11 protein-coding genes are annotated in these 13,918 nt (G+C 34.6%); 4 read left to right on the top strand and 7 right to left on the bottom strand.

The window, feature by feature from the left end:
• The first annotated feature begins 42 nt into the window (after positions 1-42).
• Entirely contained in the window at positions 43-1,017 is a 975-nt protein-coding gene (locus tag GQ40_RS01045) for a D-alanine--D-alanine ligase (RefSeq protein WP_047544964.1), read from the top strand.
• Between the two features lie 66 nt (positions 1,018-1,083).
• Positions 1,084-1,539, top strand: a complete 456-nt coding sequence (gene coaD / locus GQ40_RS01040; RefSeq protein ID WP_047544962.1) for a pantetheine-phosphate adenylyltransferase — start codon at positions 1,084-1,086, stop codon at positions 1,537-1,539.
• Here the strand turns inward: coaD and GQ40_RS01035 are convergent.
• From GQ40_RS01035 to alaS, 7 genes are all read right to left on the bottom strand, one after another.
• A complete protein-coding gene (locus tag GQ40_RS01035; protein WP_047544960.1) occupies positions 1,532-2,182 on the bottom strand; it encodes a response regulator in 651 nt (216 codons plus the stop codon). The two genes, coaD and GQ40_RS01035, sit on opposite strands and share 8 nt — an antisense overlap.
• A gap of 67 nt (positions 2,183-2,249) precedes the next feature.
• Positions 2,250-4,133, bottom strand: coding sequence for a tetratricopeptide repeat protein (locus GQ40_RS01030; protein WP_047544958.1), 1,884 nt, complete (start codon positions 4,131-4,133; stop codon positions 2,250-2,252).
• Between the two features lie 52 nt (positions 4,134-4,185).
• Complete coding sequence (locus GQ40_RS01025; protein WP_231565527.1) at positions 4,186-6,012, bottom strand: tetratricopeptide repeat protein; 1,827 nt, start codon at positions 6,010-6,012, stop codon at positions 4,186-4,188.
• A 322-nt stretch (positions 6,013-6,334) separates the two neighbouring features.
• A complete protein-coding gene (locus GQ40_RS01020; RefSeq protein ID WP_047544956.1) occupies positions 6,335-8,251 on the bottom strand; it encodes a PQQ-binding-like beta-propeller repeat protein in 1,917 nt (638 codons plus the stop codon).
• 8 nt (positions 8,252-8,259) lie between these two features.
• Complete coding sequence (locus GQ40_RS01015) at positions 8,260-8,805, bottom strand: DUF6252 family protein (RefSeq protein ID WP_047544954.1); 546 nt, start codon at positions 8,803-8,805, stop codon at positions 8,260-8,262.
• Positions 8,806-8,884: 79 nt separating this feature from the next.
• Positions 8,885-9,844, bottom strand: a complete 960-nt coding sequence (locus GQ40_RS01010) for a GSCFA domain-containing protein (RefSeq protein WP_047544953.1) — start codon at positions 9,842-9,844, stop codon at positions 8,885-8,887.
• 41 nt (positions 9,845-9,885) lie between these two features.
• Positions 9,886-12,498, bottom strand: coding sequence for an alanine--tRNA ligase (alaS, locus tag GQ40_RS01005; RefSeq protein ID WP_047544951.1), 2,613 nt, complete (start codon positions 12,496-12,498; stop codon positions 9,886-9,888).
• 106 nt (positions 12,499-12,604) lie between these two features.
• Between alaS and GQ40_RS01000 the strand changes: the two genes are divergently transcribed.
• Complete coding sequence (locus tag GQ40_RS01000; RefSeq protein WP_047544949.1) at positions 12,605-13,576, top strand: M23 family metallopeptidase; 972 nt, start codon at positions 12,605-12,607, stop codon at positions 13,574-13,576.
• A 4-nt stretch (positions 13,577-13,580) separates the two neighbouring features.
• Positions 13,581-13,910, top strand: coding sequence for a MerR family transcriptional regulator (locus tag GQ40_RS00995; protein ID WP_047544947.1), 330 nt, complete (start codon positions 13,581-13,583; stop codon positions 13,908-13,910).
• Positions 13,911-13,918: the final 8 nt, after the last annotated feature.

The raw sequence follows: 13,918 nt of genomic DNA, 5'->3' as shown, positions 1-13,918 counted from the left end.
GAGTCTAACTAAAAAGAGATTCCTGCTCAAACAGGAAATAGTATGAAAAAAAATATTGCCATCATTATGGGAGGCTATTCTAGCGAATATGAAATCTCATTAAAAAGCGGTCAAGTGGTCTATGATACTTTAGACCAATCAAAATACAATACGTACCGCATTCACATTTTTAAAAACAAATGGGTGTTTGTTAATGATATGGACGAGGAATTCCCAATAGATAAAAATGATTTTTCAGTTCGCGTGAATGAAACCAGAATTTATTTTGACTGTGTGTTCAATGCCATTCATGGGTCGCCTGGCGAAGATGGTTTGATGCAAGGCTATTTTGAGTTGTTGGGTATTGCGCACACAAGTTGCAACATGTACCAGGCTGCATTGACCTTCAACAAGCGTGACTGCTTGAGTGCTTTAAAGCCTTACGATATAAAAACCGCACAATCCTTTTATGTCAATTTGGGCGATGAAATCGATGAAAATGCCATTGTTGAGAAAGTAGGCTTACCCTGTTTTGTAAAAGCCAATCGCGCAGGCAGTAGCTTTGGAATTAGCAAAGTATACAAAAAAGAGGAACTACAAAATGCACTCGACGTTGCATTTAAAGAAGACGATGAAGTTATCATTGAATCCTTTTTAGATGGCACAGAAGTTTCCGTTGGCGTTATAAACTACAAACATGATATCTTAGTTTTACCGCTTACTGAAATCGTCTCAGAAAACGACTTCTTTGATTACGAAGCAAAATACTTGGGGAAATCACAAGAAATCACACCTGCAAGAATTGATGAGGACAAAGCAGAACAAGTAAGAGCACTTGCCAAAAAAGTATACAAAGTTCTAAAATTAAAAGGATTTAGCAGAAGTGAATACATCTTTAAAGATGGAGAACCTCATCTTTTAGAAGTCAATACCGTTCCTGGTTTAACAAAAGCGAGCATTTTGCCTCAACAAGCTGCAAAAGCTGGCATTAGCATGAGTGAATTATTTGAGAATGCGATTGAGTCTGCTCTCCAATAAATTATAATTATCTTTAACTATTAATAATAGATTCCCATTGATATGGGAACGACAAAAAATTTGTCGATGAAAAAAGCAGTATTCCCAGGATCGTTTGATCCCATCACTTTAGGCCACGAAGATATTATAAAACGCAGTGTTAAACTCTTTGATGAAGTTATCGTTGCTATTGGTGTCAATGCCGAAAAAAAATACATGTTCTCACTTGAAGAGCGAAAAAAATTCATTGAGGACGCTTTTAAAGATGAACCAAAAGTAAGTGTCGTTACTTACAAAGGTTTAACTGTAGAGTTTTGTCAAAAAAACAACGTCGATTTTATTTTGAGAGGTTTACGTAATCCTGCAGATTTTGAATTCGAAAAAGCCATTGCACATACCAATAGAGACCTTGCCCCAATAGAAACCGTGTTCTTATTAACTGCAGCGAGAACGTCTTACATGTCGTCTTCAATTGTAAGGGATGTAATTAGAAATCATGGAGATTATACCAAGCTTGTACCCAAAAGTGTGCGGGTTAAATAAGATTGTTTTTGCGTGCCTTTTGCACAGCTTCCAATTTGTTATGCACTTGTAATTTACGGTAGATATTTTCTATATGCTTTCTTACTGTGCCTTTAGAAACTATAAGGTTTTCAGCAATCTGCACATAGTTTAGCCCTTTACTTAAATGCTCTAAAACTTCAGTCTCTCTATTTGTCAACTGAATATCCTCTTTATCATTTTCGTTTTCTACAATCAAAGGATTCCGAAGTAATTTTAATGTTTTTAGTGCTATTGATGGGTTCATTGCTGCTCCACCGTTTAAGGTTTCTACGATGCCATCGTGAAGATCTTTTGCATTGATTTCCTTTAGTAGATAACCATCGGCTCCTGCCTTTATCGCATTGAAAATATTCTCATCGTTATCAAAAACAGTGAGCATTATTATTTTAATATGCGGATATTTTTGTTTTATAATCTCAGTCGTTTCAATACCATTGAGAATTGGCATCTCAATATCCATTAAAATCAAATCCAGATTATGATTGTTTTCTATTTGGGTTATTAAATCAGATCCATTAACAGCGGTAAGTTTTATAACGAAATCATCAAAAAAGGATAGTTTTTCCTTTACGGTATTTATTAAAAAAGAATTATCGTCTACTATCGCTATTTTAATTTGCATTGTTCGTTTTTTACATTTTAAAGATACCTAAAATCTAATGGTCTTGACATACGCCATTTGTCGTATTTTATGAATGACTTAATTTTAAAACTATATGAGAACCTTGATTAATTTTAGATTTCACATCCAGGTTTGCACCAATATCATAAGCTCTCTTTTTCATATTATTTATACCATTGCCCATCGTGGCAGTCTCGACATCAAACCCTTTACCATCATCTATAATTTTAAAGATGAGTGTATTTTCTTCCGAAGAAAAAACAACCTTAATGTGTTTTGCTTCGGAATATTTTAAAGCGTTATTGATACTTTCCTGGATAATGCGATAGATGTTCATCCCTTGAACAGAGGAGAATTTGAGGTTTCCAATTTCCGTAGTATTTGATGTAAAATCAAAGTCAACACCATCGGCTGCGAGGTTTGCTTTATCAATAAAATTTGAAACTCTTGATTGGAGGTCCTCGAGAGATATTTCGGTTTTGTTCATTGCCCAAATGGTGTCTCGCAATTCATAAATAGTAGAGGTTGTAAATTCACTAATAGTATCTAATTTGTTGGTTAATTTATGATCTTTTATATCAAAACCATATTTTAAATTATCTATTGATGAAATGATAAAAGTTAGTTGTGCGCCAATATTATCGTGTAAATCACGACTAATTCTCAAACGCTGCTCTTGCAAATGATTTTGGGTTTCTATTTTTATAAGGGCATCCTTAAGTTCGTTTTCTTTTTGCAATTGACGGTTTTTAAGACGTTGCTGGTTGTAGAACAAATAACCAATGGCAACGAGCAAAACAGCTAGTATAATTAAACCTAACAATTGTGTGTTCTTTTTGTTGAGACTTAGTTCTTTCTCTGCTAAATCTGCTCTTTGCGATAAAATTTCTTTCTCTTTTTTTTCTGTTTGATAACTAATTTCAAGCGTTGCTATTTTTTCATTAGTCTCAATATTTAAAGTACTATCCTTAAATTTTGCTAATTGTTTGTGGTAGGAAATTGCTTTTTCTAGATCGTTCTTAGATTCGTAATAAGCCGAATAGTTCGCTAACGCTGTCTCAATATCTACAGAAACCTTTGAGTTATTTGCATAGTAATAAGCACTATCGATAAAGGTTTTAGAATTATCGATGTTTCCGCTAGATAAAAGAACATCTGCGATATTGTTATAGCTTGCAGCTAGTCCAGCGAGATTTCCAATAGATTTTTCTAAAGTTGCAGATTTTTTAAAATACACTAGAGCAGAATCTACGCTTTCCATATAATAGTAAACCGCACCAACATTATTTAAAGATTCTGCAATGCCTTTTTTATCATTTAGACCTTCTTCTATTTCCAGCGAATATTTAAAATAATTTAATGCTTTCTCTAAGTCACCTTCATTGGCATAAATAATCGCAATATTATTATACACCTCAGAAATGCCTTTTTTATTATCTAATTTCTCAAATACTGTTTTTGCTTTTAAATGGTATTCAATAGCTTTATTATTAATGCCATTATAACTATAAACCAATCCAATAGCATTGTGAGTTGTGGCAATTTGACTGTTCATTCCCTTAGCTTCATAAATTCTCAAGGCTTTTAAATAACTTGTTAAAGCTTCGTCGTAAAGTCCCAAATTTCTATTCACTACTCCAATATTGTTATACGCTGAAGCGAGAATAAGCGAGTCATTTACCAATAAGGCTTCTTGAGATAATATTTTAGCCTCTTCAAATCTACCAAGATCGCGATATACAATTCCAATGTTATTTTTTGATCTGGCTATAAGGTTTTTATCTTTTTTTTCTTCGGAAATTTTTAAACCTTCATCCAAGAGATCCAAAGCTTGATTGGGATCTGATTTATAGATTTCCATGGCAGAAAGATTTAGATCCAATGCAGAATTTTGGGAAAAGCCATAGCACGTTAAAAAAATGAATATAAAGCTAAAATATAGACGTTTCATTATTAATCAATTAAAGGAAAGTTAAGATACTGTTTTTTAATGAACCAGACTTTCAAACCTTTAAGACCACTTTAGTGCCAATCGTAGAATTTGATATAATTTTTAGGTCTGCCCCAATATCCCTCGCACGTTTTTTCATGTTGTTGATACCATTTCCAGAAAATGTATGCTCTACATCAAACCCTTTACCATCGTCTGTTATGGTGCACAAAAGTTCATCTCTTGCATCGTTGCGTGTGAAATCAACAATAATGTGTTTTGCTTCGGAATATTTCAAGGCATTGTTAATACTTTCCTGGATAATGCGATAGATGTTCATCCCTTCTACAGACGAGAATTTGAGATTTTCAATTTCCGAAGTATTTGTCGTAAACTTGAAGTTGACACCCTCTGCAGCAAGATTTGCTTTATCAATAAAATTAGAAATTCTGGATTGTAGGTCCTCTAGCTCAATTTCGGTTTTGTTCATTGCCCAAATGGTATCGCGAAGCTCGTAAATTGTTGCTGTTGTAAATGCACTTATTGTTTCTAGTTTGTCCGTAAGTTTTGGATCTTTGATATCAAAACCGTATTTTAAATTATCAATTGAAGATATGATAAAGGTAAGTTGGGCACCAATATTATCGTGCAAATCGCGACTTATTCTCAAGCGCTGTTCTTGCAAATGGTTTTGTGTTTCTATTTTTATAAGTGCATCCTTTAATTCATTTTCTTTTTGAAGCTGTTTGTTTTTTAATTTCTGCTGGTTATAGAACAAATAACCAATTAGCCCTAAAATAAGTGCCAAACCAATTAAACCATAAATTTGATAATCACGCTTTTGAATTGTCAACTTTTGTTCTGCCAACACTGCTCTTTGCACCAAAATTTCTTTCTCCTTTTTCTCGGTTTCATATTTAATTTCCAGATTGGCAATTGCTTTGGCATTGCTTTCAGAAAAAATAGAATCTTTTAAAGCTATAAATTCTTGCTTGTGTTTTCTGGCATTTGCAAAATCTTTAAGCATGTAGTAGCTCTCTGCAGTTGTGAGATTTAAATCTGCTGCCTTGAGATGTATTTCTGGGAATTTCTTAACTAGTTCAAATCCTTTTTTAGAATAATTTAGAGCTGTTTTTGGATCTTCCATTTGATTATAAAGTACAGCTATATTGTTATAAGCAGATAATAAACTTTGCTTATCTACCTCATAATCTTTTGGTCTTTCCAAAGCTTTGAGATAGGTTTCAAGCGCTAAATCTATGTTGTCGTTTTCATGATAGGCGTTGGCGAGGTTATCTAAAATTCTGTAATAATCTATGATGTTGTTGTTTTTTTGCGCTAACGCGATTCCTTTTTTATAAAATGAAATTGCGTCGTTGGTTCGTCCTAAATCTTTTAGATTGATCCCAATATTATTTAAAGAGGCTATTTGATCGTTCTCCAAATTATATTTCTCGCGAACCTTCAACGCTTTTTCGTGATACTTTAAAGCTTTCTCGTTAAGATTCATTTCTTGGTAGATCAAACCAATATTATTTAATGACGACCCTGTTGATTTTTCGTCATTGACGTCTTCATTCATTTTAAGGGACTGAAAAAAGTAATCTAGTGCTTTATCGTAATTGCCGATATTCCAATTGAACATCCCCAAATTATTGACGCACATAGATTCTATATTTTTAAATCCATTATCGCGACTCAACTTTAACGCCTTCTCAAAATAATAACTGGCAGAATCTGGTTTACCCATAACATCCATATAAATACCATGTGTATTGGTAAGCTCTGTTACACCAAAATTGAAATTTGCAGCATTAGCTAAACTTTTACCCTCTTTAATAACTTTTATTGCTTTATCGGTATCATTAAAGATATATGAAAACGCAATCTTATTATACATCCTCAATTTTACAGAGTCATTTTTGATGTCCTTTGCTGAAATATATAAACTATCTAAATTTTGAGAGTTACAAAAAAAGGTAATAAAACAAAGACTGAGGGAAAGTGAAAAATTTTTCATTTTTGAGTACAAAAAAAGCATCAGATTTGATGGACCTTTTGGGACAACAAAATAAACTGATGCTTTTCTAAAATTGATTAATAGCATGGCTAATATATAACTTATTGATACTCGTATCTTTTTTTTTCGACAAGAAGCAATTAAAAAAGATTAAGCGTAATCCTTTAGAAATCACGCCTAATCAACATCTCAACAACAAGATTTAATTATTAAGATTGTATGCGTAAATGGTTTTATCATTTGCTTTATAATAGAGATAACCACCATATTCGTCAACTTGGTATTCTGGTTTTTTATCCTTTAAAATGATCTCTTTTTCTTTAGCTCCTGTGTCTTTACTTACTTTAACTAATCCCACTCCATCATCTAGTTTAGTTAATATAAATTGAGCATTCTCTGTGGCAGAACTTGCTTTAAATCGTTGAGAGAGTACCGCAAAAGAAGCATCTCCAATAGATGCAAACATATCTGCTGCTCTTTTATTTTCTTTTCCGAAATCATTATAATTTCTCAAATCATTGGAGCTCCCAAATCCTGTTTTATTCATTGCTGCTTTAGCGGAATGAGCCATGGCCAAAGTTGTAGATGCTACTGCTACTACTCCAGATAGCGCTTTTATGAATCCGCTATTTGATGGTGATTTGTAATATTCATGAAACATTTGATTGCCATCACTTGATAACATCATTATACTTTGGGAAGAACTTAAAAACATATTCCCATTTCTCATCTCTATATGATTTGCCTCTTCTTTCTCTTCTAATTTAATTTCTGCAATTTCCTTTACATTTCCAGATGAAGCATCAATTGCATAAATAGTCTCATTGGCCACAATAAGATATCTGTTGTTGTCTTTATCGAAAGTTGATGCGACAGCTTCAGAGTTTTTATACTTTAAAGGTTTATCCCAAACTTGCTCTCCAGTTTCTAAATTAACGATATTTGCATCTTCACTTGTAATATAAATAAGACCTTGTGGAGACTCTGCCATGACCATTATATTCTCACCCGTTTTTAATGGTTTTTTGAATAATGTTTCTCCTTCAAAACTAATTTTGTTGATTCCGCCAGAGTAAATTCCGAAGAGAATACCGTCATCTAAAATATAGAAATGTTGAACATACCCTTTGGTCTTAGGAGCTTTTTCCCATAAATCCTCTCCAGTGGCTGCACTTAAAAAAGCAATTTCAGATTCACTTTTAGTTGAAAAAACGCCTCCTTCGCTCCCATCGCCTTTGTTGCTTACAACAGCTAAACCTTTTGGTAGAATTTCAAAATTAGACACAATCCCTTTTATTTTGCGGTCATCCTGCCAAAGCTCTTTTCCGTCTTTACCTATTTTATGGATTCTTGTGTTTTTACCGCTGTTAGTTGTTTCAAAACCATAGATTTCCGTTTCACTCTCATCTGCTACCATCCAATTGACACCTTTTATTTTAGTGTCCCATAAATCATCTCCACTATGTGATTTTGCAAGTAAACCTTGAGCTGTTGGGATAATTATGAAATCTTTCAATAATAATGGTATCCCTGTTACACTTAAGTCTTTTGCAATCCCGACTCGACCTGGCTTGTCCAAAAAGAAACTATAATCCAACTTCGCTGTTGCCAAATCATAAACCGCAACCTTAGGTGTCATCTTCTCAAATTTATCACCTTCTTTTTGAATACCACTTACAATTAATTTATTCTGCGGAAGCACTACGTTACAAGTATAAATTTGATTCCAATTATTTTCTTCTGAATTAAATATCACTTTCCCTTTGATGTAATCAATGACCGCTCTTTTGGTTTTGGTCAATCCTGCAAATTTAGAATCTGCACCTTGGGAAACAACGATATATGGAGAATTAGGAACAAACTCCGTTTCTTCTGGTTTTAGTTTTCCGAAGTCATTAAACCTGAAAACCGGTTGTGATTCTCCAGGATTGATCCCAACCAAACCATCATTAGTTGCCACAATTAAAATACCTCCAACAGTTAAGGTCATTTCATTAATCTTAGCTCCAAGGTCATAATTATGATCTGGAGTTTCTGCCCTTTGGGCGTTTAATGAAGTTGCACTCAAAACGAATGCAACCATCATTAAATCCCTTAATTGAATGAATAGCTTTGTCATGATACAAATTATTGTACTTGCTTATTCAAATTAAATGATCCGTCTGTAATTGTTTTTACAGATTGGTCTCCACCTACATTTTTACAGGTAAACTCAAAGGTTCCAATAAGTTTTGAGTCTGTTTCTTCAGAGACACTTAACGATCCTGCCATGGTGTTTTCGTATGGCGCTTGCCACAATTCTGTTGTAGAATTTTGAGGATTGCTTAAATTAACTTCAGTTTCAGAATATGAAGCTACATTAACTCCTGCTGCTGGCGTAGAGCCATCAAAATCGTATGTTCCAACGCCATCATAGCCAAAAAATGTAAATGAAAACGCATAACCATCACTATTGGTTGCTATAATCACCAAACTTTGGCCTGCAGCTGTATTTGCAATTGTAGCGGAAGATGAAATCTCCATAGATTGATATGAAGCACCATCTATTTTTGCAGTTAGCACTCCAGATGGAGCAGCTCCTGGTCCTCCTCCATCATCATCGCTTGAACATGATGTGATTGTGAATAATGAAACTGTCATTAGTAGTAACATGAATTGTTTTAAATTTCTCATTGTTGAATAGTTATTGGTTAATAATGAGACAAAGTTGCGGTATAACGCAAAACAAGACAATACGACAAATGACGTATATTTAAAATACGATATGCGGAAACCTAGAATTAACAAGTGTTTTCTTGTCATTTAGGTGAAGAAGAAAAGAGCTATGGGCTTCAGAATTTGGATTGAAAGAGCGATGTGCCATCCCCTTTTGAATCTCTTCTATAGTATGCATCGTCTCTTTTGTTTCTTCAGAAATCCAAACCTCAGCAAAACGATCCCAAATATAATTCACCGCAGTATTGTTGGGATGCAACATATCTTCGTTGTAGAATCTATAATCACGAAGTTCGTCCATCATAATTTCATATGACGGGAAATAGGCTTCGGCTTTGCTCAAAGAACAATCTGAAATCACATTATGAATCGCTGTGATTAAATGCGATTTACTCTGCATATTCTCAACAAAGCCATCTTTAATATGTCTTACAGGAGAGACTGTAAACGTAAATATCACCTTCGGATTTATGCTTTTTACCAAATTCATGATACCCTCAAGAGATTCTGAAATATCTTCTACGGAAAGCAACTCTTTTAAAAATTTTTTCTGCGGAATTTTATGACAGTTAGCGACAAACTCATCGGTTTCTATAAAACGATATGCCCAAGCTGTACCTAATGTTATAACAATGTGACTTGCGTCATTTATAAATTGATGCGTCGTATTTATAGCATCGTTTAAATCTTGGAGTAATTGAGTTTCCGAAGTATTGCTTAATCTCGAATGAGCATCATAACAGTGCCATTGCTCATTATTAAAAAAAAGATCGTCTTTGGTATATTCTTTTTTATTTATGGCATTGGTAATCAAATTTTCAATCGCTAAAGGATGAAACAAAATACCAAACGGATTTTGTAACTGCTGAAATTTAAAATATTCAAATTTGTCGCCAATATGCTCTGAAAAACATGAACCCAACAATAATACCTTTGAGTTGTAATCGATTTGATTAAACTGGTTTGGTTTTAGTTTTATTTTTGTTTGTAGGTTCATAATATGAGATCCTGAATCAAGTTCAGGATGACAAACTTGTTTTATTTTAAATAATCCTCTGCTGCTTTTAAAGCTTGCTCTATGCCTTGCGGATTTTTACCTCCAGCAGTCGCGAAAAATGGTTGTCCGCCACCTCCACCTTGGATATGTTTTCCTAATTCTCTAACAATAGTTCCTGCATTTAAGTTTTTGCTCGCTACGAGCTCTTTAGAAATGTAACACGATAAAATTGCTTTGCCATCGTTTTCTGCACCAAATAAAAGGAACAAATTATCAAACTGACTTCCCAGCTCAAAACAAACATCTTTGATACCTGAAGCATCGAGATCTAATTTTTTAGCTAAGAAATTGATTCCGTTTATTTCGGTAATCTCATTTTTGAGATCTCCTTTTATGGATTTTGCTTTATCTTTTAATAGACCTTCTATTTGTTTTTTTAGTGATGTATTTTCATCCTGTAAATTCTGAAGTGCTTTAACAGGTTCTTTAGCATTATTCAATAAATTTTTCATTTCGGAATAAGCTCTGCTATTTTCAGCATAAAAATCTTTTACAGCATCACTTGTAATCGCTTCAATACGTCTAATTCCTGCTGCAACAGCACCTTCAGAGACAATTTTAAAATGCCAGATGTCGCCAGTATTTTTGACGTGCGTACCTCCACAAAGCTCTATAGATTGACCAAACCGAACGGTACGAACGGTGTCTCCATATTTTTCACCAAATAAAGCCATCGCACCTTCATCAATTGCCTTTTGCATTGGTATGTTGCGCTCTTCTTTTAATGGCAATTTTCCGTGGATACGTCTGTTTACAAAATCTTCAACATCCCTAAGCTCCTCAACAGTAAGTTTGGAAAAATGAGAGAAATCAAAACGCAAATATTTAGAATGTACTGCAGATCCTTTTTGCTCTACATGCGTTCCTAAAATATCTCGCAATGCCTGATGCAACAAGTGTGTTGCTGTATGGTTACACTCGGTTCTATAACGTTGATTTTCATCAACAACTGCCTTAAAAATCTCATTGATATGATTTGGCAACGTCTTTGCAAAATGAATCACTTCGTTATTTTCCTTTTTGGTGTCAATAATGTAAACTACGTCCCCATGAACATCTTCCAAATAACCTTTATCGCCAACTTGACCTCCACCTTCAGCATAAAAAGGGGTGATATTAAATACAAGTTGATACAGCTCTCCATCCTTTTTAGAGGTTACTTTTCTATATTTTGCGATTTTAACTTGAGCCTCCAACGTATCGTAACCAACAAATTCCTGTTCTTCATCTTCGATTAAAACGGTCCAGTCATCACTTTTTAATTGCGATGCCTCTTTACCTCTCCCTTGTTGTTCTTTTAGCTTTTCATCAAATTCTTTATGGTTGTAAGTGAAACCGTTTTCACGAAGAATTAAATCGGTTAAATCTTCTGGAAAACCATAAGTGTCCTTAAGTTCAAATACTTTTGCTCCGGAAATTTCTTTCGTTTTCGCGCTTTCAATAATACGATCCAATAAAACCAATCCTTGGTCCAAGGTTCTTAAAAAAGAAGCTTCTTCTTCTTTAATAACGTTTTCAATTAGTTGACGTTGGGCTTTCAACTCTGGGAATGCTTTACCCATTTGCTGCACGAGCACGTCGACCAATCTAAAAATGAAGGGTTCTTTTTTGTCCAAAAATGTAAATCCGTAACGTACTGCACGACGCAAGATTCTACGAATCACGTAACCAGCTCCTGTGTTGCTTGGTAATTGTCCGTCAGCAATTGAGAACGCGACAGCTCTCACGTGATCTGAAATCACACGAATAGCAACATCTACCTTTTCGTTTTTACCATAATCTTTATCTGTAATGGTTTCAATCTCACGAATGATTGGCGTAAATACATCAGTATCATAATTGGATTGTACACCTTGCATGACCATACATAAACGCTCAAATCCCATTCCTGTATCGATATGCTTATCTGGTAAATTTTCTAGTGAACCATTTGCTTTACGGTTGTATTGCATGAAAACGAGATTCCAGATTTCCACAACTTGCGGATGATCCATGTTGACTAAAGTCTTTCCTTCTACCTTTGCTTTCTCTTCCGCAGAACGAATATCCACATGAATTTCGCTACAAGGTCCACAAGGTCCTTGGTCGCCCATTTCCCAGAAGTTATCTTTTTTATTTCCCATGAGGATTCTATCTTCATGAATGTAACCTTTCCAAAAATCGTAAGCTTCTTGGTCCATTGGGATTCCATCTTCTTCATCCCCTTCAAATACGGTAACGTAAAGAATATCTTTATCGATCCCGAATTTTTCGGTCAGCAATTCCCATGCCCAAGCAATCGCTTCCTTTTTAAAATAATCGCCAAAACTCCAGTTGCCCAACATTTCGAAAAGTGTGTGGTGGTAGGTGTCGTAGCCTACTTCTTCCAAATCATTATGCTTACCAGAAACGCGCAGACATTTTTGGGTATCTGCCAGACGATTGTTCTTGGGTTGCGCATTTCCGAGGAAAAACTCTTTAAAAGGTGCCATCCCAGAGTTGACAAACATCAACGTTGGATCGTCTTTTAAAACCATTGGTGCAGATGGCACGATGCTATGCTTTTTTTCTTCAAAGAAGTTTAAAAATGTATTTCGAATGTCTTGAGACCTCATGTTTTAGTGTTAAAACCTGTTTCTATTTAAATTAGATAAATAAGAAACAATTTATATATTTGTGTAACGTTCTATTTAGTCTTGCAAAAATAGAATTTTTTAAGATATGTCTAAAGTAAAATATTATTACGATCCCGAAACACTTTCTTACCGCAAAATTGAGCGTAGGAAAGGGAAAACCTTTAAGTATGGTTTTATATTTTTATTAGCATCTGCCCTATTTGGATTTCTATTTGTTTTTATTTCCAGTCAATACATCGAGTCTCCAAGAGAACGCGCAATGAAACGTGAACTCTCCAATATGGAATTGCAATACGAACTATTAAACAAACGCTTAGATAATGCATTTGCTGCTCTGGAGAGCGTAGAAGAACGTGATAATTCTATTTACAGATTATATTTTGAAGCCAACCCAATACCAGATGAGCAACGTCGTGCTGGTTTTGGAGGTGTAAACCGTTATAAGAAGTATGAAGGGTATGACAACTCCGAATTGATAATTGAAAGCAACGAGCGTTTGGACAAACTTCAAAAAGCGATCGTTGTACAATCAAAGTCTTTAGATGAAATTGCAGTTCTCGCAGAAGATAAAGAGAAATTCTTAGCATCCATCCCTGCCATACAACCCGTAAGAAATAAAGATTTAAAGCACATGGCCTCTGGTTATGGCTATAGAACAGATCCTTTTACAAAAGTGAGAAAGTTCCATTTTGGAATGGATTTCACAGCGCCTCGTGGTTCTCCTATTTATGCCACTGGTGATGGAGTTGTAACGCGAGCAGATAACAACTCTACAGGATATGGTAATCATATTAGAATAGACCACGGTTATGGCTACGTTTCGCTCTATGCGCATTTATATAAATATAATGTCAAGGCCAATCAAAAAGTAAAACGTGGTGACCTCATTGGTTATGTTGGTAGTACAGGACGATCTGAAGCGCCTCACCTCCATTACGAAGTTTTTAAAGACGAAGAGCGCATCAACCCAATTAATTTTTACTACGGAAATTTAACTGCGGAAGAATACGCAAGACTTTTACAAAAAGCTTCATTAGAAAATCAATCTCTAGATTAAGACCATGTACATAGAACTTCCTGAAAAACGATATTATGGCATTGGAGAAGTCGCTAAAGCTTTTAAGGTAAATACCTCTTTGATTCGGTTTTGGGAAAAAGAATTTGATATTTTAAAACCAAAAAAAAATGCCAAGGGCAATCGTAAATTCACTCCCGAGGATATTAAAAACCTAAAGTTCATTTACCACCTTGTAAAAGAACGTGGCTTTACACTTGAAGGCGCAAAAACGCATTTAAAAGAAGATAAAAAACAATCACTCGACACCTTTGAGATCATTCAAAAACTGGAAGGCATAAAGGCACAACTTAACAAAATAAAATCACAACTTTAAAACTCTAC

Origin of the sequence: Psychroserpens sp. Hel_I_66 (assembly GCF_000799465.1) — a bacterium.
GTDB lineage: Bacteria > Bacteroidota > Bacteroidia > Flavobacteriales > Flavobacteriaceae > Psychroserpens.
This window is presented reverse-complemented; position numbering and strand designations above follow the sequence as displayed.

Bases quoted from the DNA above. Each gene is read 5' to 3' on its own strand.
- GQ40_RS01045 (WP_047544964.1), top strand. From the start codon at position 43: ATGAAAAAAAATATTGCCATCATTATGGGAGGCTATTCTAGCGAATAT.
- coaD (WP_047544962.1), top strand. From the start codon at position 1,084: ATGAAAAAAGCAGTATTCCCAGGATCGTTTGATCCCATCACTTTAGGC.
- GQ40_RS01035 (WP_047544960.1), bottom strand. From the start codon at position 2,182: ATGCAAATTAAAATAGCGATAGTAGACGATAATTCTTTTTTAATAAAT.
- GQ40_RS01030 (WP_047544958.1), bottom strand. From the start codon at position 4,133: ATGAAACGTCTATATTTTAGCTTTATATTCATTTTTTTAACGTGCTAT.
- GQ40_RS01025 (WP_231565527.1), bottom strand. From the start codon at position 6,012: ATGTATAATAAGATTGCGTTTTCATATATCTTTAATGATACCGATAAA.
- GQ40_RS01020 (WP_047544956.1), bottom strand. From the start codon at position 8,251: ATGACAAAGCTATTCATTCAATTAAGGGATTTAATGATGGTTGCATTC.
- GQ40_RS01015 (WP_047544954.1), bottom strand. From the start codon at position 8,805: ATGAGAAATTTAAAACAATTCATGTTACTACTAATGACAGTTTCATTA.
- GQ40_RS01010 (WP_047544953.1), bottom strand. From the start codon at position 9,844: ATGAACCTACAAACAAAAATAAAACTAAAACCAAACCAGTTTAATCAA.
- alaS (WP_047544951.1), bottom strand. From the start codon at position 12,498: ATGAGGTCTCAAGACATTCGAAATACATTTTTAAACTTCTTTGAAGAA.
- GQ40_RS01000 (WP_047544949.1), top strand. From the start codon at position 12,605: ATGTCTAAAGTAAAATATTATTACGATCCCGAAACACTTTCTTACCGC.
- GQ40_RS00995 (WP_047544947.1), top strand. From the start codon at position 13,581: ATGTACATAGAACTTCCTGAAAAACGATATTATGGCATTGGAGAAGTC.